At 62.8% G+C, this 21,781-nt stretch carries 17 protein-coding genes and 1 pseudogene; 4 read left to right on the forward strand and 14 right to left on the reverse strand.

Going from position 1 to position 21,781, the window contains the following annotated elements; genetic code table 11:
- Positions 1 to 24: 24 nt before the first annotated feature.
- The 3 genes from tnpB to ACNA1V_RS16100 form a co-directional block, all read right to left on the reverse strand.
- The gene (gene tnpB, locus ACNA1V_RS16090; RefSeq protein WP_415834603.1) at positions 25 to 351 is read right to left on the reverse strand and encodes an IS66 family insertion sequence element accessory protein TnpB; all 327 of its coding nucleotides are present in this window, start codon (positions 349 to 351) and stop codon (positions 25 to 27) included.
- A complete protein-coding gene (locus tag ACNA1V_RS16095) occupies positions 348 to 761 on the reverse strand; it encodes a transposase (RefSeq protein ID WP_415834604.1) in 414 nt (137 codons plus the stop codon). The genes tnpB and ACNA1V_RS16095 overlap by 4 nt, the downstream gene beginning before the upstream one ends.
- Before the next feature lie 134 nt (positions 762 to 895).
- Positions 896 to 1,921 carry an SDR family oxidoreductase gene (locus ACNA1V_RS16100; protein WP_415834605.1) on the reverse strand — a complete coding sequence of 342 codons (1,026 nt, stop codon included), beginning with the start codon at positions 1,919 to 1,921 and terminating at the stop codon, positions 896 to 898.
- 87 nt (positions 1,922 to 2,008) lie between these two features.
- Here ACNA1V_RS16100 and ACNA1V_RS16105 point away from each other — a divergent pair, with 87 nt between their 5' ends.
- The gene (locus ACNA1V_RS16105; RefSeq protein WP_415834606.1) at positions 2,009 to 2,740 is read left to right on the forward strand and encodes a TetR/AcrR family transcriptional regulator; all 732 of its coding nucleotides are present in this window, start codon (positions 2,009 to 2,011) and stop codon (positions 2,738 to 2,740) included.
- Between the two features lie 246 nt (positions 2,741 to 2,986).
- On the opposite strand, the gene ACNA1V_RS16110 is transcribed toward ACNA1V_RS16105, so the two are convergent.
- The 4 genes and pseudogenes from ACNA1V_RS16110 to ACNA1V_RS16125 form a co-directional block, all read right to left on the reverse strand.
- Complete coding sequence (locus tag ACNA1V_RS16110; protein WP_415834607.1) at positions 2,987 to 5,923, reverse strand: TonB-dependent receptor; 2,937 nt, start codon at positions 5,921 to 5,923, stop codon at positions 2,987 to 2,989.
- 481 nt (positions 5,924 to 6,404) lie between these two features.
- Complete coding sequence (locus tag ACNA1V_RS16115; protein WP_415834608.1) at positions 6,405 to 9,359, reverse strand: TonB-dependent receptor; 2,955 nt, start codon at positions 9,357 to 9,359, stop codon at positions 6,405 to 6,407.
- A 584-nt stretch (positions 9,360 to 9,943) separates the two neighbouring features.
- Positions 9,944 to 10,567: pseudogene (locus ACNA1V_RS16120) on the reverse strand (FecR domain-containing protein); the annotation flags it as partial.
- A 9-nt stretch (positions 10,568 to 10,576) separates the two neighbouring features.
- A complete protein-coding gene (locus tag ACNA1V_RS16125; protein ID WP_415834609.1) occupies positions 10,577 to 11,107 on the reverse strand; it encodes a sigma-70 family RNA polymerase sigma factor in 531 nt (176 codons plus the stop codon).
- A gap of 360 nt (positions 11,108 to 11,467) precedes the next feature.
- Here ACNA1V_RS16125 and ACNA1V_RS16130 point away from each other — a divergent pair, with 360 nt between their 5' ends.
- Positions 11,468 to 11,830 (forward strand): DUF4870 family protein, encoded by a 363-nt coding sequence (locus tag ACNA1V_RS16130; RefSeq protein ID WP_415834610.1) that lies wholly within the window; start codon positions 11,468 to 11,470, stop codon positions 11,828 to 11,830.
- 119 nt (positions 11,831 to 11,949) lie between these two features.
- Here ACNA1V_RS16130 and hutG read toward each other — a convergent pair whose 3' ends face one another.
- From hutG to ACNA1V_RS16155, 5 genes are all read right to left on the reverse strand, one after another.
- Entirely contained in the window at positions 11,950 to 12,759 is an 810-nt protein-coding gene (hutG, locus tag ACNA1V_RS16135) for an N-formylglutamate deformylase (protein ID WP_415834611.1), read from the reverse strand.
- Positions 12,760 to 12,823: 64 nt separating this feature from the next.
- Positions 12,824 to 13,645, reverse strand: coding sequence for a carbon-nitrogen hydrolase family protein (locus ACNA1V_RS16140; RefSeq protein ID WP_415834612.1), 822 nt, complete (start codon positions 13,643 to 13,645; stop codon positions 12,824 to 12,826).
- An 85-nt stretch (positions 13,646 to 13,730) separates the two neighbouring features.
- Positions 13,731 to 14,579: a serine hydrolase gene (locus tag ACNA1V_RS16145; RefSeq protein WP_415834613.1), complete on the reverse strand. Its 849-nt coding sequence runs from the start codon at positions 14,577 to 14,579 to the stop codon at positions 13,731 to 13,733.
- 18 nt (positions 14,580 to 14,597) lie between these two features.
- Positions 14,598 to 16,007 (reverse strand): gluconate:proton symporter, encoded by a 1,410-nt coding sequence (locus ACNA1V_RS16150; protein WP_415834614.1) that lies wholly within the window; start codon positions 16,005 to 16,007, stop codon positions 14,598 to 14,600.
- Between the two features lie 153 nt (positions 16,008 to 16,160).
- A complete protein-coding gene (locus tag ACNA1V_RS16155) occupies positions 16,161 to 17,636 on the reverse strand; it encodes an N-acyl-D-amino-acid deacylase family protein (protein WP_415834615.1) in 1,476 nt (491 codons plus the stop codon).
- A gap of 105 nt (positions 17,637 to 17,741) precedes the next feature.
- Between ACNA1V_RS16155 and ACNA1V_RS16160 the strand changes: the two genes are divergently transcribed.
- Positions 17,742 to 18,689: a LysR family transcriptional regulator gene (locus tag ACNA1V_RS16160; protein ID WP_415834616.1), complete on the forward strand. Its 948-nt coding sequence runs from the start codon at positions 17,742 to 17,744 to the stop codon at positions 18,687 to 18,689.
- Positions 18,690 to 18,712: 23 nt separating this feature from the next.
- On the opposite strand, the gene ACNA1V_RS16165 is transcribed toward ACNA1V_RS16160, so the two are convergent.
- Positions 18,713 to 19,621, reverse strand: a complete 909-nt coding sequence (locus ACNA1V_RS16165) for a LysR substrate-binding domain-containing protein (protein ID WP_415834617.1) — start codon at positions 19,619 to 19,621, stop codon at positions 18,713 to 18,715.
- A gap of 287 nt (positions 19,622 to 19,908) precedes the next feature.
- Between ACNA1V_RS16165 and ACNA1V_RS16170 the strand changes: the two genes are divergently transcribed.
- On the forward strand, positions 19,909 to 21,264 hold the full coding sequence (locus ACNA1V_RS16170) for a D-amino acid dehydrogenase (protein WP_415834618.1): 1,356 nt from the start codon (positions 19,909 to 19,911) through the stop codon (positions 21,262 to 21,264).
- Between the two features lie 215 nt (positions 21,265 to 21,479).
- Here ACNA1V_RS16170 and ACNA1V_RS16175 read toward each other — a convergent pair whose 3' ends face one another.
- Positions 21,480 to 21,755: an SWIB/MDM2 domain-containing protein gene (locus ACNA1V_RS16175; RefSeq protein WP_068375471.1), complete on the reverse strand. Its 276-nt coding sequence runs from the start codon at positions 21,753 to 21,755 to the stop codon at positions 21,480 to 21,482.
- Between the last annotated feature and the right edge of the window lie 26 nt (positions 21,756 to 21,781).

A 21,781-nucleotide genomic window follows, 5' to 3' on the forward strand; every position in this document is an offset into this window, starting at 1 on the left:
ATTGGCGATGCTCCGCATTGCGCCTTACAACAGGCTCAGACCTGACGGCTCCAGACGCTGCCACGGCAGGCCAACGACCAAGGCTCTGGCCTGATCTACCGATAGATTCACATGACTGCCCCGCGTCGGCCACGCGAACTGCCCCTGGTGCAGGCGCCGCACCGCCATCCACACGCCGAACCCGTCATGCATCAACACCTTCATGCGCGTACCACGGCGGTTGGCGAACAGGTAGGCGTGGTGCGGCTGCGCTCGTCCGAATACTGCCACTACCTGCATCAGCAAGCGGTCCATGCCACTGCGCATGTCCACCGGTTCCACACCCAGCCAGATATGGTCGATACGGATCATGTCAGCAACACCTTCAAGCATATCGCCAGACGGTCAGTGTGCTCTGGCGGCCAGTGCAAGCGCACCGGGCCTTGGCTCGACGGCAACTCGACTGTGATCCGGGTCGGCGCTACCGTACCTGGCTGACGACCCTCATCCCCATCCAATGACGGGTGCAGCTCAACGAAGGCCGCCTGTCTGGTTGTCGGCGAACTTGTCATCGGCAATGACTGAACCGGAACACTCGCTCCCCGCTCTTTGTATTCCTCAACCCAACGTCGTAGCAGATTGGCGTTCAATCCGTTGGCCAACGCTATCGAGGCAATCGACACATGCGGCTGCAGACACTGTATCGCCAAGTCTCTTTTGTATTCCGCCGTGTACCGCCGACGGCGTCTCGGGCCAACCCCAATCTGTTCCGCTGAGCGCATACTGCTCCACCTATTTTTAATGGAGCAGTATCCTCTTATGCCCTAAGCCCCGGCACAAGGTGGGTTCGCCGGACGGTTACGGTGCGCCAACCGAATTGCCGCAAAGTCTCCACGACCTGCGTCAGCAGCAAACGTCAGGCCGGCGGCAGCCAGCCGTGGCGGCGATACCAGTCCAGTGTGTCTTTCAACGTGTCCTCCACCGGCCGGAAACGCAGCCCCAGTTCCCGCGCGCTTTTCTCCGGGTTGAAATGCGTACGCTCGGCTTCCCGCCGCATCAGTTTGACGGTGGCCAGGCTGAGCAAGATGGGTTTGCCGCTCAAGCGCGCATAGATTTCCTGCAGGCCCGCCAGCGCATACAGCAAGGGCAGCGGCAGCATGCGCGACGGGGTTTTCACCCCTGCCAGCTCGCCCAGCCGCTGCACCAGTTCACGCATCGTCATATGTCGGCCGGCAGCCAGATAGCGTTCGCCCGAGCGGCCCTGGCGGGCCGCAGCAATATGGGCCTGCGCGACGTCGCGTGCATCGACCACTGAGAAACTGCCGGGAACCAGGCCCGGTAGTTTTCCATGCACCAGATCCAGGGCCAACTGGCCGGAAGAGGTCGGGCCGATATCAGCAGGGCCCCACATCCAGCCCGGTAGGACAAAACTGGCATGCATGTCCGGGTGCTGCGCCAGGAACAGGCGAACGACTTCATCCGCCAGGATTTTGCTGCGGTAGTAGTCATCGGCGTCTTCCAGTGCCCGGCTGTCGGTTTCGTCGATCAGGCGACCCGGTTCGCCATGGAGTACGGCAATGGAGGACGTTTGAACAAATCGCCGGATGCCGGCTGCATAGGCCTGTTCCAGTAGTTGGCGGGTGCCATCCACGTTGATGCGTTTCAGTTCATCCCAGTGGCTGCCGCCTTTGTAGTTCTCGCGGAAGAAGGCAGCGCTATGGAAAATGACGTCGCTGCCGCGCAAGGCGCCGGTGAATGCCGCGACGTTTTTCATATCGCCTTGCACAAGCTCAACATTTTTCTCTCCGTCGAACTGTTGTGCTCCCTTGCTGAGGGAGCGCACCAGCGCCTTGACCTGTATGCCCTGACTGGTTAATGCCCTGACCAGGTTATTGCCCAGCAAGCCTGTCGCGCCTGTCACGAAAGCAGTTTGAAAACTCATGCGCTGCATCTCCATGTCAAATATCAATTGATATCTGAATGTATGGGAGCGATTTTGGGATGTCAATTGATATTTGAGCGTGATACCATGCGCAGCATGAAGACACCGGTTCCCGCCGCTATCGACCCGCCACGATTGACGCGCGAAGAGAAGCAGGCCCTGACGCGCGAGCGATTGATCGAAACTGCTGCTCGCCTATTTGCGGAGCAAGGCTATGGCGCCACATCTTTGCGGGATATCGCAGAGCAGGCGGGCTACTCCCAGGGAGCGTTCTATTCGAATTTCGACAGCAAGGAGTCCTTGCTGTTGGAGATGCTGCGCCGGCATATGGCGGCTGAGGCAGAACAGTTGGCTGCGCTGACCACGGATCACCGCGCATATTCGGCTGCTCACGAGGACATGACATTTGCGCGGCGCAGCGCGGATGAAGTGCTGGATAGCCTGGAAGCGTGGGCAGCGACGATTGACCAGCGCATCAACTGGTCCATGTTGTCGATAGAACTGCAGTTGCATGCGCAACGCAGCCCAGCCTTTGCCATGGCCTATCAGGCTGTCTGGCAGACACATCGGGATGCGTTGAGCGCCTGGATCGGGCGCATGTTCGAGGATCGCGGCCTGCGCGCGCCCATCGCTGCGCAAGAGATTGCGGCTGCGCTGATGGCGCTGGCGCACGGTTTATCGCTGCAGCGCGTGGCAGCGCATAGCGGTGTATCCAGCAGCGTGCTGGTGGTCTTTCTGCGTGGGCTGATTGCAATGGCAGCGCCGCTGGAAACGCAGGCACCAAAGCTCCAGCAAGAGCATCCCGCAGACCAGCATTAACAAACGCCTTGCTGTTGCAGTAGGGTAGCACGAGCGCAGCGCCGGGCTGGAAACCCTGGGACGCAAGGCCAAGGCCGATACCTGGCGGGCCAATAAGGAGCGGGTGGCTAGGCAGGGGCCAATCAGGATCCGGGCAGGAACCAATAGGGTGCCAGGCCGCAGCGGTCGCCGCGCACCCGCCATGCGGGATACAGCCGCCGTACCGTTCGGGACGATACGGCGGCTGGCAGCCAGCCAGGTTGAGGTTTACATCTGTACTTGCAGTCCGACGCGCAGGGTGCGGCCTGGGGCGGGCATCATGCTTTGCGCCAGCGGATCCAGGTAGTAGCGGTTGGTAATGTTCTGCAGAGAGACATTGACCGCTGCCTGTTTGTGGAATTGATAGCTCAGGAAGGCATCCACCAGGGTGACGGGGTGGTAGATCAGCTGGGGCGTGGTGTCGCCTTGCTGCCAGGGTTCTTCCATTTTTTCCGTCGGGCCCGAGGTGAAGGTCATGCGGCTGCCGACCGTCAGGCGTTGATCCAGCCAGCGTGTGCCGACAGTCAGGTTGACGGCGTATTTGGGCGGGTTCTGGGTGTTCGTGTAGGAACCCATATAGCTGCCCGGCGTGCAGTCCGGCGTATTTTCCGTCGGCATGTAGCGGTCTGCCTTGGCGCGCAGGTTGGCAGCGAAGGCTGCGTCGCACGTGCGCGTTTTCAGGTAATGCGTGGCAGACAGATCGGTGAAGAGGCGGCCGTTGTCATACTGGGACTGCAGTTCAAGCCCGCTGGCCTGGTAGCTGTCCGCATTGGAGAACGTCATGGCGCCATTCAGCGTGGGGTCGTAATAGCGCGTGATGTAGTTTTTGACATCGTTGCGGAAGTACGCGAATTTGAATGCCGCCAGGTCATTCGAGGACAGCACGCCGCTGTGGATGGTGCTGAAGCCCAGCTCCAGGTTACGCGCGCGTTCAGGCTTGAGGTTTTGAACCGGCGAGACCTGTAGCGTTCCCAGCGAGGTTTCGAACAGCGAGGGCAGACGGATGCCGGTCGTGTACGAAGCATAGACCTGGGTGTCCGGTGCCAGCTCATAGCTGATGCCCAGCGCAGGCGCGATGCCATGGTCGTGCGATTCGAGCGGTTCCGTGTGGCTGTAGCCGACCACCGTGGAGATCTTCATGGGATTGGAGGCCGCCACGTAGCTGGGCGTACCGAACTCATCCAGATAGACGCCGACTTCCGGATGATTGGAGTTGGAGTAAACGAAGCCGTTGTTCTTTAAAGGATCGGTGGCGTCGGTGTATTCGCCGTTTTCATCCGGGTACCAGTCCATATAGCCCAGCTTGCCATTGGCGAAGATCATCACGGATTTCTTTTCGCGATCTTCGCGCACGGCGGTCGCGTAGGTATTGCGGTCACGCGATTTGTACTTGCTGAAGCGGACGCCGGTCCAGAGCGTCAGGCGGTCGGTGGGTTTGTATTCGAGTTTGCCGGTCAGGTTGATTTCCTGCCGTTTGCCGTCTCGCAGGATGCGGTTCGCATTGCGGTCGTCGTCAGTGATGCTGACGCCGGATTGCGGGCTCAGGTTTTCCGTCTGGAAGGATCCACCCAGTTCAAAGGCAAAGTCACCGATGCTGCTGGTGAATTCCGAGCGATTGTTGAGATCCATGCCGATGCGGCGGTTGTTCAGGCGTACCCAGCCACGATCGCCGGCGAACATCTCGCTTCTGGGCGCCATGACGGCGTTGATTTGGGAGCTGCGCGCACCAAGCACCCAAAGATTGGCTTTCAGGTCGATCCAGGGATTGTCGGCTGGCTTGAAGTTGTAGCGCAGCGAGGTGGTGTCGATAACCGTTTTGCCGGTGGGGTACTGATAGATGCCGGCGGTGCCGCTGCGGATGATGTCCGACGGCATGACTTCGCCCTGGCGGCCGTTGTAGCGGCGGTAGCTGATTTCCACATCATGGCCGAGGGCGGGCCGGATGTTGGTTTTGACCAGGACGGACTCCGTTTCCGCCGATGAGTTCAGGACTTCTTCACCGGGCTTGTACATCTTGGCGACAGTATTTTTCTCGCGGCCCGATGATTCATACTCGATGTAGCGGTCGTAGCCATGCTTGCCGGCGAAGTAGTTCCCCTGCGTGCGGTGGGCATAGGCAGCGACCAGATCGACTTTTTCGCTGGTGTAGCCGAAGGCGATGCTGCCGGCCTGCGCGTTCGAGCCGAACAGATTGCCATGCTTGGTTTCCGGTTCGCTGTACAGATCGGATGAGCTGGCGTAGTCGGCACCGTTGCGGGAACGGTGGGCGGGCTTGTTGCCGTTGTTCCACATTTCGCCAGTCACACGCACACCGACGCTTTGTCCGGCGAGGACGATGTCCTCGACACCAATGGTGCGCATGGCCACCGTGCCGCCGATGGCATTGCCGCCAGTCGCGGCCGATAGCCCCGGCCCCTTGTCAATGGTGACGCTGCTGATGAGGTCGGGGTCGATGTAGCTGCGTTGCTGGGTGCCGGCGTAACCGCGATAGACATCCAGTGCTTGCTGGGCGCCGTCAACAGTAATGGCAATGCGGCTTTGGCCTTGAATGCCGCGGATGTTCACATCGAGGCCGCCGCCGTTGCGGCTGTCGCCGACCTGGACGCCCGGCACGCCTTTGAGCATATCGCCTGGAGACAGCGGCACGAAGCGGCGCAACTGCTGTTCCGAAATATAGACCGAAGAGCGAGGCTCGGTATAGACCGCACGCTCGGGGCTGTTGTCGGGGGCGATGCCCTCAACCTTGACATTCGGCAAGCTGGCGACCGGCCCGGCGGTTTTCTGCAGCGTGTAGCTGCCATCCGGGCGGGCGATGAGCTCCAGGCCGCTGTTGGACAACAGGCGGTTGATGCCTTCCCGCGCAGTGTAGGTGCCTTGCAGGGCAGGAGCCTGCCGATTGCTGGCCAGGGCCGGATCGAAGGACAATAGAATGCCGGATTGGGCGGCAAATTCAGCCAGGGACCGGCTGAGCGGCATGGCCGGCAAGCGGTAGTCGATCAGGGTGCTGGCATCAAGCGCAGCATTGCCGGCGGCCTGGGCCAGCGCCGTGGAAGAGAGCCCGGGTATCAGCGCCGTGCCGACGATCAGGCCGAACATGAGTTGACGGACGGCGGCAGCACCGGGGTGCAGGCGGCCAGGTGCGGAAAGGTTGGAGTGTGGCTTCATGCTGTGAAATGGAGTCCGCTGCGGCGGGAGTATCCTCTAAGAGCCGGGGCGGGCATCAGGCATACCTGTCTGTCTTGATGCATGCGTAGATCGGCCAATATAGGATGTTTTTCAATATGGGAATGATTGCTTATTCAAAATATAAGAAATCGCCTAATGCACTGACGGGCCAAGCGGGCCGACAAGGGCACAGAATCCAAGACGGTGGCGGTCAGAAGAGACGCGCGACGGGTGCGCGCGATGCGGCTCGGCGAGGGGGGCGCAGGGCATGGTGAGGGCTTCCTGGTAATGGGGGAGAACCGATAGCCGGCGAGGTGACTCGCCGGCTTTCATTACCTGTGTCGAATGACATCTGGAAAGGTATATGTTTTTTCGGGAAATTTACAATTTGTTTCTTTTTCTGAAAAAACGCTTTCCGCCCATGGCCAGCCCTGCGCGATGGCCGGGCTGGGCTGGCCGTCTCGACGGCGGCAGGTCAGACTTACATTTGCAGCTTCAGACCGACATTGAGGGTTCGGCCGGGGGCTGGCATGAAGCTTTGTGACAAGGGATCGAGATAGTAGCGATTGGTGATGTTCTGCAGCGAGACATTGACCGATGCCTGCTTATGGAACTGATAGTCAAGGAAGGCATCGACGACCGTAACGGGACGGTAGATCAGTTGGGGCGTGGTGGAATTGAATTGCCACGGTTCGTTCATTTCTTCGGTCGGGCCGGAGGTGAACACCATGCGTCCGCCGATGGTCAGGGTTTCATCCAGGAAGCGTGAACCCAGGGTGAGGTTGACGGCATACTTGGGCGGGTTCTGCGTATTGGCGTATGAACCCATGAAGCTGCCTGGCGTGCAGTCCGGCGTATTTTCCGTGTGCAGGAACTGGTGCGCGCTGGCTCGCAAGTGAGCGGCGAAATCGGCGTCGCAGGTTTTCACGCCGAAGTAATGGGTCGCTGACAGATCCATGAAGAGGCGGCCGGAGTCGTACTGGGACTGGAATTCCAGGCCATTGACCTTGAAGTGGTCGGTGTTCGAGAAACTCATCATGCCCCAGCCAAGATCGCCATAGCGGGGGGCGCCCCAGCCTGCCGGGTCTTCGTAGCGGGTAATGTAGTTCTTGATATTGTTGTTGAAGTAGGCCAGTTTGAGCGACAAGGTATCGCGGGGCGTCAGCAGGGCAGACTGGATAGTGCTTAATCCGATTTCCCAGTTTTTTGCGCGCTCGGGTTTCAGGCCTTGGGCCGGCAGCAAGGAGGAGGTACCCAGGCTGGTTTCAAAGAGCGAGGGCAGGCGGACCGCCTGGGTGTAGGACACATAGGCGAAGGTATCGCGCGTAAGCTCGTAGCTGATTCCCAGGCCTGGTGCAAAGGTGCTGCCGCTTTCTTCCACCGGTTCGGAGAAGGCGTAGCCCGTGGTCATCTCGCCTTCATAGACACCATCCCAGACGTCCGAGGTGTATTCCGGGCCGATGTCTTCCATGGGCATGGCGAAGGAGTAGTCTTTCCACACGGTGCCGTTGTTCTTGCGCGGATCGGAGGCGTCGGTGAATTGACCATTGGCGTCCGGCAGCCAGTACATGACGCCGCGGCCGTCCGGCCAGGAGACACTGATCATGCGGAACGGCGTATGGGTTTCAACCGGGGTGGCATGGCGGTTGCGGTCACGTGTTTTGAAGTGGGTAAAGCGGGCCCCGCCCCAGATGGTCAGCTTATCGGTCGGTTTGTATTCCAGTTTTCCGGACAGGTTGAATTCACGGCGATGCGCGTCACGCACGGTGCGGTTGGCGTTCAGATCGTACTGGGTAATGACCACGCTGGACTGCGGATTCAGTTCTTCAATCTGAAACGAGCCGCCGATATCCAGCGCAAATTGCCCGATGCTGCTGTTGAATTCCGAGCGATTGCCCAGGTCGCCGCCGATGCGGCGGTTCTTTTGCCTGACCCAGCCGCGGTCGTTCATGAAGAATTGGCTAGTCGGCACGATCCAACCGCTGAGGGTGCTGCTGCGGGCGTCTGTCATCCACAGCTGGCCCTTGAGGTTGACGAGTGGATTGTCTGCCGGGTCGAAGCGATAGCCCAGCGTGAAGGTATCTATCAGCGTGTGTCCTGCCGGGTATTGATAGATATTGGCTGTGCCGAAGCGGAAAATGTCCGATGGCATGATGTCGGTCTGGTGGCCGTCATAATTCCGGTAGCTCAGATCGACCGTGTGGCCGGCCGCTGGCCGGATGGTGGTTTTCAGCAGAACGGATTGGGTTTCGCTGGAAGAATTCAGCACCTCTTCGCCGGGCATGTAGGTTGTCGCCACCGACCCTTGTTCCTCGCCGTACTTGTCGTACACACGATACTTATCCTGGCCATGCTTGCCGGCGAAATAATTGCCCTGCGTACGTTTTGCATAGGCCGCGACAAAGTCGATATATTCGCTGCTGATGGCGAAGGCGATGCTGCCGGCCTGGGCGTCTGAGCCGAAAAGATCCCCCCGTTTTTCATGCAGTTCGGCCGCCAGGGATTCGCCTTTGGGCAAGGTCTTGCCGCGTGCTTCCGGCTTGACGCCGTTGTTCCACATACTGCCGGTCAGGCGCAAGCCGATGGTCTGGCCCGGCAGCAGGATATCCTTGACGCCTATCGTCTGCATGGCCACCGAGCCGCCGAGGGCATTGCCACCGGTGCCGCTGTCCAGGCTGGGGCCTTTGTTGATGGTAATGCTGCTGAGCAGATCTGGGTCGATGTAGCTGCGTTGCTGCGTGCCCGCGTAGCCACGATAGACATCCAATGCCTGCTGGGCGCCATCAACGGTGACGGCAATCCGGCTCTGGCCTTGTACGCCACGGATATTGACATCCAGCGCGCCGCCGTTGCGGGTGTCGCCAACCTGAACACCGGGGACACCTTTGAACAGATCGCCGGTCGAGATGGGCACATAGCGTTCGATTTCGGCGCCGGAAATATAGACCGATGAGCGCGGCGCGGTATAGACCTCGGCCGCTGCGCTGACGTTGCCGACGACGGTGACTTCCTGCAGTTCCGTCACTTTGCCGCCGCTTTGTTTCTGGCGCACGGTATAGCTGCTGTCCGGACGCCTGGCGATTTCCAGATTGCTGCCGGCGAGCAAGACCTGCAGCCCTTCGATGGGGGCATATCCGCCCTGAAGGGCAGGGGCCTGCAGGCCGCTTGTGATGTTAGGGTCGAAAGACAGCAGCAAGCCGGATTGCGTGGCGAATTCCGCCAGCGAGCGCCCTAGCGGGCCGGCGGGAAGATCGTACTGGCGAACCTGAGTTTCATGGAGCGCAGGGGCGGCAGGCAGGGCCTGCGCCAGTGCCGTATCAGGACTGACGAGCAGGGCGGCGGCACTGGCGGATAAACCGCACAGCACCAGCCGGGTGGCCAGTGCGATGGGCGATAGCCGGACGGGCGGCAAGGCAGCAACAGGGGGACGGGACATCTCGATAATTCCTCAAGAACGGAGCGGAGTCAGGTCCAGCGCTGCGCGACACGCTGGTCTTTCACTCTCCTTGTCGCTTGAGGCATGAAAAAGAATATTTTTGTGGCACATAAATTGCCTGGGCAGGCAGGGGTGGCCCTGTGGCACAGGCACGGCGGCAGAGGACATGGGATGGCGGCCAGCCGTAGCTGGTGCCTGGGACGCCCGCAGTGGCTGCCGGGCGGCGGGAATCAACGGCCGATATAGACCTGCCCGCCTTTGCGCCGGACAGTCAGCTGATAGGTCTGCGCCAGCATTTGCAGCGCCAGGTCGATGTCACGGACGGGGAATGCGCCGGACAGCTTCAGTTGCCGCAATCCGGGGGCGAACTCGATGGTGTCCGTGCTGTAGCGGGAGAGCTCTGCGACCCATTGCGGCAGGCTCATGGTGTCGGCCATCAGCAGGCCGTTGCGCCAAGCGGACGAGGTTTCGCTGGTTTCCGAGAGCGGCCCGATGTGCTGGCGGGTAAAACCGGCCTGTTGGCCGGCCTGCAGCGTAACGGCCGCGTTTTGTCCGGCATCGGCGGGAGTGATGCGTACCGCACCTTCATAGACGGCCAGCAGGGTATGGTCATCGTACTGGCGCACGACGAAACGTGTTCCCAGGGCCTGCATGCTGCCATGGTCCGTGCGTACCCGGAATGGCCGGGCAGGCTGTTGCGAGTCTGGCTCGGTGCTGACATAGATTTCGCCGCGTAGCAGAGTCAGCAGCCGCTGCTCCGTGCTGTAAAGCACATCCAGCACGGTGTCGGTATTGAGCGAAACCCGGGTGCCGTCGTCCAGCGTGGCGTCCAGTTGCTCGCCGACGCCTGCCACGTAATCGGCGGTCAGCCGGTCGAACCAGGGGCGGGCGTGCCAGGCCAGCCAGCCGGCGGGCGCCAGGGTCAGGATGGCGGCCACGCTGCGTAGCAGGGCGCGGCGGTTCGAGCTGCTGAGCGAGTCGGCGCGCCGCAGGGTCGGCCCGGCGAGACCGGCCGGCATGCCGCCCATTTTATCCAGCAACCGTTCGGCGCGGCGCCAGGCGCGCTGGTGTTCGCCACTTTGGTTTTGCCAGCGCGTGAAGCTGGCCTGTTGCTCGGCATCCATGTGGCCTTCCTGGATGCGCAGCAGCCAATGCGCCGCTTCATTGAGGATACCAGGGTCGATGCGCGTGTCCTGAGATTGGGCCATGGTGCCGGCTCAGTCGTCGGGCATCTGGCTCAGGCACAGCAGATAGGCTTTGTGCATATAGCTTTTGACCGTGGGAATACTGATGCCCAGGGCCGTGGCGATGTCTGCCTGCTTCATGCCATCGACCGTCGCCATGAGAAATGCCTGTTTGGCGCGGGGTTTCAGGGTGTCGAGCATGGCGTCGATTTCGGCCAGCGTTTCGACGATGATGTGCTGGTGCTCGGGCGACGGATGCTGCGGTTCAGGCAGGGCCGCCAATGTTTCCAGCCAGGCGCGCTCCAGCGATTGACGGCGTATCCAGCTGACCAGCACACCCTTGGCCACCGTGGTGAGATAGGCGCGCGGCTTGAGCAGTTCATCCGCTTGCAGTGCACGGTGACGGCTGCTGATCAGGCTGACGAAGGTGTCATGCGCCAGGTCTTCTGCCACTTCACGGCCGGAGTGCTGCAGCTTGCTGGCAATCCAGTTGCGCAGCCAGCTGTGATGGTCAGCGTAGAGCGTGGCGATATCGGCCGAAGGAGTAAGGGCGGAAGAGGACATGGCCTTTCAGCGAGACATGTAGCAGTGAAGACGGAAGCAGGATGACCGGTGCGCTGGGGCGGGCGCGTGCATAGCCGGTGGACAGCCCTGGCCGTGGGTGCAGCGGCCTGATGTCGCGACGCCAATGTCAGGCAGCGGTAGCCAAAACAAGGCAGCCAGAGCAGAATTCTTTGATGATTATAACTCTCATTAACGTTTATGCAGGCTGAGCGTGGGAATACTGCAACACTCGGGGCCTGGTGCTAGCAGGAAAATCCCGGCATGTGCAAGCGTTGACGCCGAAGTATGGCGCGGCGTTGCAACACGTTATTACAGACAACGAGGTAAGATATCCCCTGTTTTGATAAGGAGTCGATCAACATGAGCAACCTGCCGCAATCCGGATCGCCCGAATTGAGTCTGCAGACCGTTATGCACATCGTCTATGGCCTGTTTGCCGTGTCGCTGATCAGTGCGGGCTTTCTGGGCCTGGCAGCGGTCGCTGGTGTGATCCTGCTGTACGTCAAACGACAGGATTTTGCTGCTACCTATTTCGATGGCCACGCCGCCTGGCTGCTGGCCACGTTCTGGTGGAGCGTGCTGGCCTTGGCGGTCAGCTTCCTTGCCACGCTGATCTATATTGGTTGGCTGGGTGTTTTCGCTACCGTGGTGTGGGCGCTGTATCGCATCATTCGCGGTTGGCTGGCATTGGTCGAGGGCCGCTCGCCTGTCGAGTACGAGTAATTTCAGCTTGTCCCCCTGCCAGCACCTGCTGGCCGGTTGACGAAAAATGCCCGATCCTGTGCTGGATCGGGCATTTTTTTGTGTCCTGCCGATTGCCCGGCCGGGTGGCTGTGGCAGGTTCAGCCCTGGCGGGCGTAGGCCAGGGCGCAGTCCAGCAGGCGGTGCAGCAGCGGCTGGATTTCCCGGGCGCGTGTTTCCAGGTAGGCGAAGGGCAATGTTTCTTCCATGTAGCAGCATTGCGCCATTTCCAGCTGCACGGCGTGGATGCCGGCCTCGGGGGCGCCGTAATGGCGGGTAATGTGGCCGCCCTTGAAGCGTCCATTGAGCACGCTGCTGTAGCGTGTATCGCCGGCCGCGACGGAGAGCAGTTCCTGGGCCAGCGCCGGGTCGCAGCTTTTGCCGTCCGCCGTGCCGAAATTCAGATCGGGCAGCTTGCCGTCGAAAAAGCGCGGTACGACCGAGCGGATGGAGTGGGCGTCCCAGAGTACGACGCGGCCATGCTGGGCGCGCAGGCGTTCCAGTTCCTGGCGCAGGCAGTCATGGTAGGGCTGCCAGATGGCCGTACGGCGCGCGGCGATTTCCGCCTCGTCGGGGACGTCGCCAGCGGCGTAGATGGGCGTGTCGTAGAAGGTATCCACCGGGCACAGGCCGGTCACGCTCTGCCCAGGGTACAGGCTGGCGCCATCCGGGGGGCGATTCTGATCCACGACATAGCGAGAATAGTTGGCGCACAGGATGGATGCGCCCATGTCGCGGGCGAAGGCGTACAGGCGTGGCATGTGCCAATCGGTATCCGGGACTTGCCGGGCTTCCTCGGTGAAGCGGACGGCGAGTTCGGGCGGCACATAGGTGCCTGCGTGCGGCATGGAGATCAGCAGGGGAGCCGTGCCGGGATGAAAGGTGTAGGCAGAGGGAGTGGCTTCAGTCATGGGGGCATCTCCTGGCAGGAGCGCCCGCGCCGGGCGCGGGCGTGAAAACGAAGGGCAGTGCTGCTCAGGGGCTGGTCGGGTACAGGTCGCTGCGGCGATGCGACCAGGCCGGCAGCTTGTCACGCAGCATATCGACGCGTGCCGGATCCAGGTCGGCGCAAATATAGCCGGGCTGGTCGGGCATGCAGGCCAGTACGGTGCCCCAGGGGTCGATGATCATGCTGCGGCCCAGGCAGGGCAGCGCTGGGCCGGGGCCGCCGATTTGCGCGGCAGCCAGGACATAGCACTGGTTCTCGATGGCGCGGGCGCGCAACAGCACTTCCCAATGATCCCTGCCGGTATGGACATTGAAGGCCGCCGGCACGACCAGGACATTGGCCCCGCGTGAACGCAGGGCGCGAAACAGTTCGGCAAAGCGGATGTCGTAGCAGATGCTCAGGCCGAGATGCAGTCCGGCCGCCTCGATGGTCGTGAGGGCCGTGCCGGGGGCGAAATCGTCGGATTCCAGATAGGGCATGCCATTGACGACGGCGTCGTAAAGATGCGTCTTGCGGTAGCTCGCCGCGATTTGTCCTTCCGGATTGAAAACCAGGCTGGTGTTGCCCAGGCGGGGGTCGTGCGTCAGTCGTTCGTGCATGGATCCCAGCTGGATCCAGCAGCCGGTACGGCGGGCCAGGGCCGCGATGTGTTCGGTCACAACACCGGGCACCGGGGAGGCCTGTTGCTTCAGCAGCGCGGCGTCGCCGCGTACATCGCTGTATTCAGGCGTGATGATAAGCTGCGCGCCATCCTGGGCGGCAGCCAGAACCCAGCGTTCGATGTCCGCCAGATTGGCGGCGCGGTCGTTGCCGCTGTCGAGCTGGATCAGAGCCACGCGTGTCGTCATAGTGTTTCTCCTTGGAGCGATGTGCCGAGGCGGGTCCGGCATACCGGGGCGGGGACGCCTGCCGGGCAGGCGTTGCCGCGTTGTATCAGGGCGCAGGCAGGGCCAGGGCGACAGCCCGGGCGAGCTGCGCCAGCAGGGCGGCGCCATCGCCGCCGTACAGGGTCATGCTGGTGCGCGGGTCGGTGAAACCATCGGCCAGCACTGCCAGGACGACGCTCTGGCCGCCAGCCGACAGGATGCCTGCGTCATGCCGCAGGCCATGGAGCTGGCCGGTTTTATTGGCCAGTTTGGCGTTGGCTGGCAGCGCCGCGCCGAAGTGGGATTGTTCGCGCTGGTCGGCCAGCATCTGCAGGCCGAGCTGGCGCAGCGGCGCGGGCAGTGTGCCGTCGCGCAACAGCCAGAGCAGTGCTGCGCAGGCATCGGCGGCGCTGGTCCAGTTGTCGCGGCCGGCAGCCCGCGCCTGCATGTCCATCATGCTGCGTTCCAGACGGGTCTGCGGCAGCCCGGTGCGCTGGCACCATTGCGTGACGGCCTCCAGGCCCAGCCAGTCGATCAGGGCATTGGTGGCGACGTTGTCGCTCAGCACGATCATCAGGCGGCCCAGTTCTTCCAGCTGCAGGCTGCGCACGCTGGGCAGTTGGTTGAGAATGCCGGTGCCGCCCACGCGTTCGATAGCGTCCAGCGACAGCATGTGATCCAGCGGCCAGCGGCCGGCTGCCACCTGTTCGAGCAGCAGCATCAGGATCGGTACTTTGATCAGGCTGGCGGACGGCATGGGGGTGGCCGCTTCACGCTCGAACAAGGGCGTGCCGTCCAGGGTGTGCACGGCCATGGTGACGCGTGCCTGGGTGCCAGCCAGAATAGGAGCCAGCCCCTGCGCCAGCCTGCTGCGCAGGCCGGCGATATCGGTGGGGGGATTACCCAATTCAAACATGCCGTCGCCTCCTTTGGCTTAGACCAGGATGAAGAACAGGCCGCAGAACATCAGCAGGTTCACACCCATGACTGCCCAGCCGTTATAGAGCATGTACTTCAGCTGGGTCGAGCGGGCCAAGCCCATCTGACCGAACATGTCGGAGGACGGGAACGGACCGAACCAGTCGATTTGCGAGCTGCCCAGAATCACGGCGGTGGTGGCGGCGGGGCCGACGCCAGCGGCCGCCAGTACCGGCCCGAAGATTTTGGCGGTGAAAGTCATCTGCGCCACGGCTGCGCCGGGTATGTGCCCCACGACGTTGAAGGCCACGATGATGATGCACAACACGGCGCCGCTCACCCCGATCAGGTAGGGCTGCACGACATCCAGCAGGGCATGGTAGGCATTGAGCTGATCGACCAGCACCAGCACCGGGTTGAACAACCAGAACAGGAAGAAGATCCAGATCAGCTTGCCCGAGCCCGCATACATGGCTTGCAGGATTTCACGCGGTTGCATACCGCCGGCCAGGCCGGTGGTGGCGCCCAGAGAGACCATGACGATAATGGCGAAGGCAAAACCCGCCTTGGCGCTGATACCGACAATGGCCAGCAGGATGATCGTGAGGCAGAAGGCCCAGGCCGCACGCACCGCGCTGGGGGCGGCGGGGCGAGCCAGGTTCAGGGCAGCCTGGCCGAGCGCCGCTTCTTCATACTGGAAGTGCGGCTCGGTCATTTTCTGGATGCGTCCGGACATGAACCAGCCGGTCAGCAGGGTGGCGATGGCCATGGGAATGCCGGCCACCGTCAGGTACTCGACATAGGTCAGGCCAGTCAGGCCGGTGACGGTCACGACGTTGGGCGTGAAAGGCCCGAGCACCAGGCCCGCCGAACCGGCGGTCTGGAACAGGGCGGCCACGGCAGGCGGAGACAGGCGGACGGCAGCGGCAATGGGGATGACCACGGCGGCGATGATGGCGTTGCCACCGGCCAGTGTGCCCAAAGCGCCACAGATCAGTGTCGAGGTGATGATGATGCCCAGGCGTACGCGCCGCTGGTTGGACAGGCCGATGCGTTTCACGATGGCGCGCACCAGCTGTTCGGCGGCCCCTGTGCGTGCGGCGACTTCCCCCACGCCTGCGCCCAGCACGATGATCAGGCCTACCACCGCAATGAAGGAGCCCAGCGAGTCAGCCAGCAGTTTGCCCATGGCAATCGGTGTGGTGCCGGTCATGATGGCGCCCAGCACGATGGCTGCGATGGTCGCCAGCACGATGTCCACGCCCAGCAGGGCGATGACGGCAAAGACCACGACGGGCGTCAGGCCCCAGAGCGAGGTTTCGCCGGGCATGACGAAATGGGTATAGAGCGCGATGGCGAGGCCGACCAGGATCACCGCTATGGCGGCGTTGCGCTTGCCCTGGGGCATTTTTTGAATGAGCGTCATGGATGTCTCCTTCCTATTACCTTTGAGTCCTTAATGATCGGAAAGTGTCAGACTCGTTATCGCGGCCCTGGCGTCCGGCGGATTGGGTCCGCAGTTGCCGGCCGCTGGCCGCTGTTGTTGTGCCGGTGCTTGCTTGCGCTCACCCGGGTATTTTCAGGCCGCGCCGGCAGAGCCGGACATGGCAGGAAATTCACGTTGCAGGACTTGCCCCGGACGCTGGATGCCGGGTTGCGCCGGGAAGACCTGGGTGCCATTGACGAACACGGCATCGACGCCCACGGACGGCCGGGTCGGGTCTTCCCAGGTCGCCCGGTCTTCAACGGTGTCGGGGTCGAAAATGACGATATCGGCCCATGCGCCTTCTTTCAGCGTGCCGCGATCGCTCAGTCCGAAAACCGAGGCGGGCAGCGCCGTCATCCGGGCAATCGCCTGTTCCAGCGGCATCAGCTGGCATTCACGGACATAGCGGCCGAGGATGCGGGTGAAGCTGCCCCACAGGCGCGGGTGGGGGCGCTCGTCGCTGGGCAGGCCATCGGAACCGACCATGCAGCAGGGGTGGCGGAAAATGCGCTGCACCTCGTCTTCGTCCATGGCGAAATAAATGGCGCCGGCGGGCAGCAGGCGGCGTGCTGCCGTTTCGCGGTCACAGCCCCATTCCCAGGCGATGTCGGACAGGTACTTGCCGCTGCACTCAGGATGCGGGGTGGACCAGGTGATGCGTATATCGTCGATCAGGCTGGCGCGTTCCGGAATCAGGATGGTGGAACTGCCGGGATAGGGATAGATGTCCAGCGCAATATCCAGCCCTTGCGCACGGGCCAGGTCGATATTGGCCAGGGTGTACTGGCTGCGGCCCCAATTGGCCTTGAGCATGCACTTGTGATGCGACACCAGCGTGGCGCAACCGGTGCGGCGGCTGATGCCCAGCACTTCATCGACAGCGGCCTCCACCTCGTCGCCTTCATTACGGATGTGGCTGGTGTGCAGCGAGCCGGCGGCGGCGGCGATATGCGCCAGGCCGTCGAGCTCTTCCGGTGTGGAGACGCTGCCCGGCTCGTAGGCCAGGCCAGTGCTGAAGCCCACGGCGCCAGCTGCCAGAGAGTCGCGCAGCAGGGTTTCCATGGCCTGCTGTTCTGCGGGTGTCGGTGTCGCCATCGGGTCCGCCATGACGGCCAGCCGCAAATTGGCGTGGCCGACCAGCGCCGCGACGTTGATCATCGGCTGCAGTTCGCGCAAGGTTTGCAGATAGGTACGCATATCGGCAAACAGCGGCGATTCGCCCAGCAACGCCAGCGCGGCTGCCGTATTGCCCGGCATCGGCGCGGGCGATGCGCTGACGCCGCAATTGCCGACGACCACGGTGGTGATGCCCTGGCTGGTTTTCCAGTCCAGCTGTGGCTTTTCAACGAACATGAGATCATCATGGCCGTGGGTGTCGATAAAACCCGGTGCAACAATATGCCCGGCGGCGCTGACCGTTTGGTGCGCGCGGGCCTGGCTCAGATCGCCGATGGCGGCCACCCGGCCATCAAGAATGCCGATATCGGCGCGGCGGCGTTCGGCGCCTGTGCCGTCTATCAGCCAGCCATCGGTGATCTTGAGATCGAGTTCCCGGGTATTTTTCTGCATGTCTTCCTCCTGAACCCTTCCTGGACGGAATGGGCTGGCTTTATTATCCAAAGGCATCATCCATCTGAAAAATCCTTTTAGTTAATGCATTGATCAGGATTTGTTATGAATCGACTGCCCAAGCACATTACGCTGAAGCATCTCAATGCTTTTGTCGCGGTTGCCCAGGAGGCCAGCTTCACGCATGCGGCGCATCGCTTGTTCCAAACCCAGTCATCGGTGACGGGCTTGATCCGGCAGCTGGAGTCCGCGCTCGGAACCCAGCTGTTTTCACGTACCAGCCGGCGCGTGGCGCTGACGCAGGTGGGCCAGGAGTTCCTGCCTCGGGTGACACGCCTGCTGGCGGATTTCGACGGTGCCATCGAAGATGTGGTGCGTTATGGCGCGCTGGAACGCGGGCGGGTCGGGGTGGCGGCGGCGCCGTCGGCCATTACCGAGCTGATTGCACCGGCGGCCGCGGCATTTGCCGCGCGCTATCCGGGAATCAGGCTGTATCTGCGCGATGACAATTCCGGCCGCATCCAGCGGCAGGTGGTGGCCGGCAGCGTGGACTTCGGCTTGACGAGCCGCTGGGCTGATGTTCACGGCCTGGAGTGCGAACCCTTGCTGGAAGATACCTTCGGCGTGTTGTTCCGCAGTGATGACCCTGAGATCCGCCCTGACGCGGCAGGAACGGTGTCCTGGGAAACGCTGGTCGGGCGCAAGCTGGTGGGGGTGGTGGATGAAACCGGCATCATGGCCTTGCTGCAATCTCGCGCCGATCTGCCCATCGAGGCGGCTGCGCCGTTTTACGAGGCGTCCAGCACGACGTCGCAGGCCGCCATCGTGCAAAGCGGACTGGCCATTGCCGTGCTGCCGGCGCTGGCCGCCAAGCGTGTGATGGCGCCGGGCCTGGCCTATGCCTTGCTGCGCGAACCGACGGTGGTGCGCATGCTGTGCCTGATGTTCCACGAAGAGCACGCGCCGACACCCGCCGCCCAGGCCTTGGCCGATGCCATCCGGAAACAGGTGCGCCGGGCCACCTTGCCGGTGGGCTGCCGCTTGCCGTCATAGGCCGGCGGCGGATGACGGAGCGCTCAGACCACCGTGCCGGCAGTCGTGTCGGCAGTCAGCCATTGGCGCAAGGCCTGGATGGCCGGGCTATGCGCGCGTTCTTCCGTTGAAATGAAAAAGTAGTCCCTCGGCGATGCAAAGGGTTCATCGTGCAGACGCACCAGCCGGCCGGCGCGCAAGGCGTCTCCGGCGACGTACTCGGGCAGCAGCGCGGCGCCCAGACCGGCTTCGGTCGCGGTAATGGACAGCGTCAGCAGGCTGTAGTGTGCGCCGGGCGCGGGGACTTCGATACGTTGCCCGAGCTGGCGCAGGTAGGCTGGCCAGGCGTTGGGCGCCGATGTCAGGTGCAGGAGCGGCAGCCCGGCCATCCGCTCGGGAGCGAGCGGCGCCTGGGGGCATAGCGCCGGGGCGGCCATGGGCCAGGAAATCAGGGGGGCCAGCATATCGCCGACACAGCCGGGTTCCGGGCCCTCGCAATGCACGATGGCTGCGTCCAGCACCGAATCTCGAACCGAGATGGGCCCGACATGCGTGACGACGTCCAACTGGATAGCCGGGTGGGCGAGCGCGAACTGGCTGAGCCGGGGCATGGCCCACAGTGTGCCGAACGTCGTTGGGACGGAAATCCGGATGACGGTATCGGGTACAGACCGGGTGGCGACGGCGATTGACGCGGATTCCAGTTCATCCAGCAGGTAGCGGATGCGTCGCAGGTAGCTGGCGCCGGCTTCCGTCAGCGCCAGTCCGGTCGGGGTACGCAGGCACAGGGCGGCGCCAACAAAATTTTCCAGGTCGGTCAGCTGGCGGCTGACGGCGCTCTGGGTCAGCCCCAGATCCTGTGCCGCTGCGGTAATGCTGCCGCGCCGGGCAATGACTTCAAAGGTATTGAGGTTGACGGTCGCAGGCAGCAGACGCTGCGTAGGATGTTTCATGGGACTCCGGGGCCAGGGGCGGGCAGCACAGGGATGCGGCAAGGGTATCGAAAAAATGCAAAGGGGGGTACTTTTATTTTGTTGGACAGCAGGTGGCGCGGTGACGGAAACTTTGCATACCTGTATTTTTTCGAGGTCTGCCGAGACTGTCAGGGAACAGTCCTGGAAACGCAGCGATTCCAGGTCGTTTCCCGATACGGAAGCGGCTGGCGCAGGCGTCAGGCAACAGGTGCCGCAGCGGCGGTTGGCGCGCTGGCGGAGCATCAGGCAATACCAAGGCGAGGGGAATGAAGGTGGCGTCAGTCAGTACACAAGGCCGGCAGGCCTCATCGGAACAGCAAGGGGCGGCAGTCCGGCCCGGCTTGCGTCATGCAGTGGTGCTGGGCTCCGGCATTACAGGCTTGCTCACGGCGTGGTATCTGCGCCAGGAAGGCCTGGCGGTGACGGTGCTGGACCAGGCCCAGGCGCCCGCCATGGGCGCCAGCCATGGCAATGGCGCGCAGCTCTCCTATAGCTATGTCGCGCCGCTGGCCGGGCCAGGCGTGCTGGGGCAGGCCGTGACCTGGTTGTTCAATCCGGCCTCGCCGCTGCGCTGGCGGCCACGTGCCGATTGGCGCCAGTGGCGCTGGCTGATGCAATTCGCGGCGGCCTGCAATGCGCGGCAAAGCCAGGCAACGACGGAACGCCTGCTGCGGCTGGCGTTCTATAGCCGCGATTTGATGCATGACTTTCTGGAGACACCGGAAGGCCGGGCTTTGTCTTTTTCCTATCGCCGCAACGGCAAGCTGGTCGTTTATTCCGATGCCGCCGCCCTGGAAGGGGCGCGCCGCCAAGTGGCGCTGCAGGCGCCCCTGGGGTGCGAACAGCAGGTGCTGGATGCACAGGCCTGCATGGATGTTGAGCCTGCCTTGGCGCATCCTGATTGCGGGATGGGGCGGCGCATGGTGGGCGGGGTGCTGACGCCCAGCGAGGAAGTCGGCGATTGCCACGCATTCTGCGTCGGTTTGCAGCAGCTGTTGCAACAGGCGGGCGTAACGTTTCATTATGGTTTCCAGGTTGAAGGCTGGCGTCGTCGCCCAGGGGCGGGCGCCCATGCGGTCTATGGCGCGCAGGGGGAAGTCGAGGGCGATGCCTTTGTGATCGCCTGCGGGGCGCAGAGCGCCTCATTGGGCGCGAAGATCGGCCTGGATCTGCCGGTCTATCCGCTCAAGGGCTATAGCCTGACCGTGCCGGAATCGGCGGCGATGCCGGCCTTGAACATCACCGACCTGGCCAAGAAAACCGTTTATGCGCCTTTGGCCGGCCGTGGCCTGCGCATCGCCGGGCTGGTGGACATCGTGGGCCAGGATACCCGTCTGGACCCGGCCCGGGTAGCGCTGCTGCGCCGTGAGGCGCAGGCTGCTGCGGCGCCCTGGCTGCCGGCTGACCCGGCCGCGCCATGCGAACCTTGGGCCGGCCTGCGCCCGGCCACGCCCAAGGGCACGCCTATCCTGGGTGCGACACCGGTATCCAATGTGTTCATCAACGTGGGGCAAGGCGCACTGGGCTGGACGCTGGCCCATGGCAGCGCGCGCGTGGTCGCGGACATGATGCTGGGCCGCCAGCCTGGGCTGGCGCTCGACGGATTGGCCTATCGCGCCTAGGGGGCGCCCGTAGCCGGTGGGGGTGGCAAGCCTGGCAGCAGGTGTGCTTGCCGCCCGGGCGCGTGGCGCGTCGGGCTGAAAAAAGACGTAAAAAAGGACGCATGCATGGGCGTCCGATTTTCTGGCTGCCGGCTCGTGCCGGGCCATGGGCCGGGGAAGGCATCTCGGGCTGGCAAGCTGCCGGCCGGGCCTCCCTGGCGGATGTGGCTGCCTGATTATTTCAGGTGAGCGTTGACCAGCTTGGTCAGTTCGAACATCGAAACCTGATCCTTGCCGAACAGCGGGCGCAGCTTGTCGTCGGCATTGATGTTGCGGCGGTTGGCGGCGTCTTGCAGGTCGTGTTTCTTGATGTATTCCCAGATCTTCTTGGTGACTTCCGTGCGCGGCAGCGGATCCGCACCGATGACGGCAGCCAGGATAGGGCTGGGGGTCAGCGGCTTCATGAAGGCTGCATTGGGTTTGCGCTCGGCTGCGGCGGGGGCTTTTGCCATCGTAGGCACTCCTGCTTGATGGGTTG

It is taken from the genome of Kerstersia similis (assembly GCF_965139615.1).
Classification (GTDB): domain Bacteria; phylum Pseudomonadota; class Gammaproteobacteria; order Burkholderiales; family Burkholderiaceae_B; genus Kerstersia; species Kerstersia similis.

Excerpts from the sequence above, each read along its gene's own strand:
- tnpB (WP_415834603.1), bottom strand. The coding sequence starts at position 351 with ATGATCCGTATCGACCATATCTGGCTGGGTGTGGAACCGGTGGACATG.
- ACNA1V_RS16095 (WP_415834604.1), bottom strand. The coding sequence starts at position 761 with ATGCGCTCAGCGGAACAGATTGGGGTTGGCCCGAGACGCCGTCGGCGG.
- ACNA1V_RS16100 (WP_415834605.1), bottom strand. The coding sequence starts at position 1,921 with ATGAGTTTTCAAACTGCTTTCGTGACAGGCGCGACAGGCTTGCTGGGC.
- ACNA1V_RS16105 (WP_415834606.1), top strand. The coding sequence starts at position 2,009 with ATGCGCAGCATGAAGACACCGGTTCCCGCCGCTATCGACCCGCCACGA.
- ACNA1V_RS16110 (WP_415834607.1), bottom strand. The coding sequence starts at position 5,923 with ATGAAGCCACACTCCAACCTTTCCGCACCTGGCCGCCTGCACCCCGGT.
- ACNA1V_RS16115 (WP_415834608.1), bottom strand. The coding sequence starts at position 9,359 with ATGTCCCGTCCCCCTGTTGCTGCCTTGCCGCCCGTCCGGCTATCGCCC.
- ACNA1V_RS16125 (WP_415834609.1), bottom strand. The coding sequence starts at position 11,107 with ATGTCCTCTTCCGCCCTTACTCCTTCGGCCGATATCGCCACGCTCTAC.
- ACNA1V_RS16130 (WP_415834610.1), top strand. The coding sequence starts at position 11,468 with ATGAGCAACCTGCCGCAATCCGGATCGCCCGAATTGAGTCTGCAGACC.
- hutG (WP_415834611.1), bottom strand. The coding sequence starts at position 12,759 with ATGACTGAAGCCACTCCCTCTGCCTACACCTTTCATCCCGGCACGGCT.
- ACNA1V_RS16140 (WP_415834612.1), bottom strand. The coding sequence starts at position 13,645 with ATGACGACACGCGTGGCTCTGATCCAGCTCGACAGCGGCAACGACCGC.
- ACNA1V_RS16145 (WP_415834613.1), bottom strand. The coding sequence starts at position 14,579 with ATGTTTGAATTGGGTAATCCCCCCACCGATATCGCCGGCCTGCGCAGC.
- ACNA1V_RS16150 (WP_415834614.1), bottom strand. The coding sequence starts at position 16,007 with ATGACGCTCATTCAAAAAATGCCCCAGGGCAAGCGCAACGCCGCCATA.
- ACNA1V_RS16155 (WP_415834615.1), bottom strand. The coding sequence starts at position 17,636 with ATGCAGAAAAATACCCGGGAACTCGATCTCAAGATCACCGATGGCTGG.
- ACNA1V_RS16160 (WP_415834616.1), top strand. The coding sequence starts at position 17,742 with ATGAATCGACTGCCCAAGCACATTACGCTGAAGCATCTCAATGCTTTT.
- ACNA1V_RS16165 (WP_415834617.1), bottom strand. The coding sequence starts at position 19,621 with ATGAAACATCCTACGCAGCGTCTGCTGCCTGCGACCGTCAACCTCAAT.
- ACNA1V_RS16170 (WP_415834618.1), top strand. The coding sequence starts at position 19,909 with ATGAAGGTGGCGTCAGTCAGTACACAAGGCCGGCAGGCCTCATCGGAA.
- ACNA1V_RS16175 (WP_068375471.1), bottom strand. The coding sequence starts at position 21,755 with ATGGCAAAAGCCCCCGCCGCAGCCGAGCGCAAACCCAATGCAGCCTTC.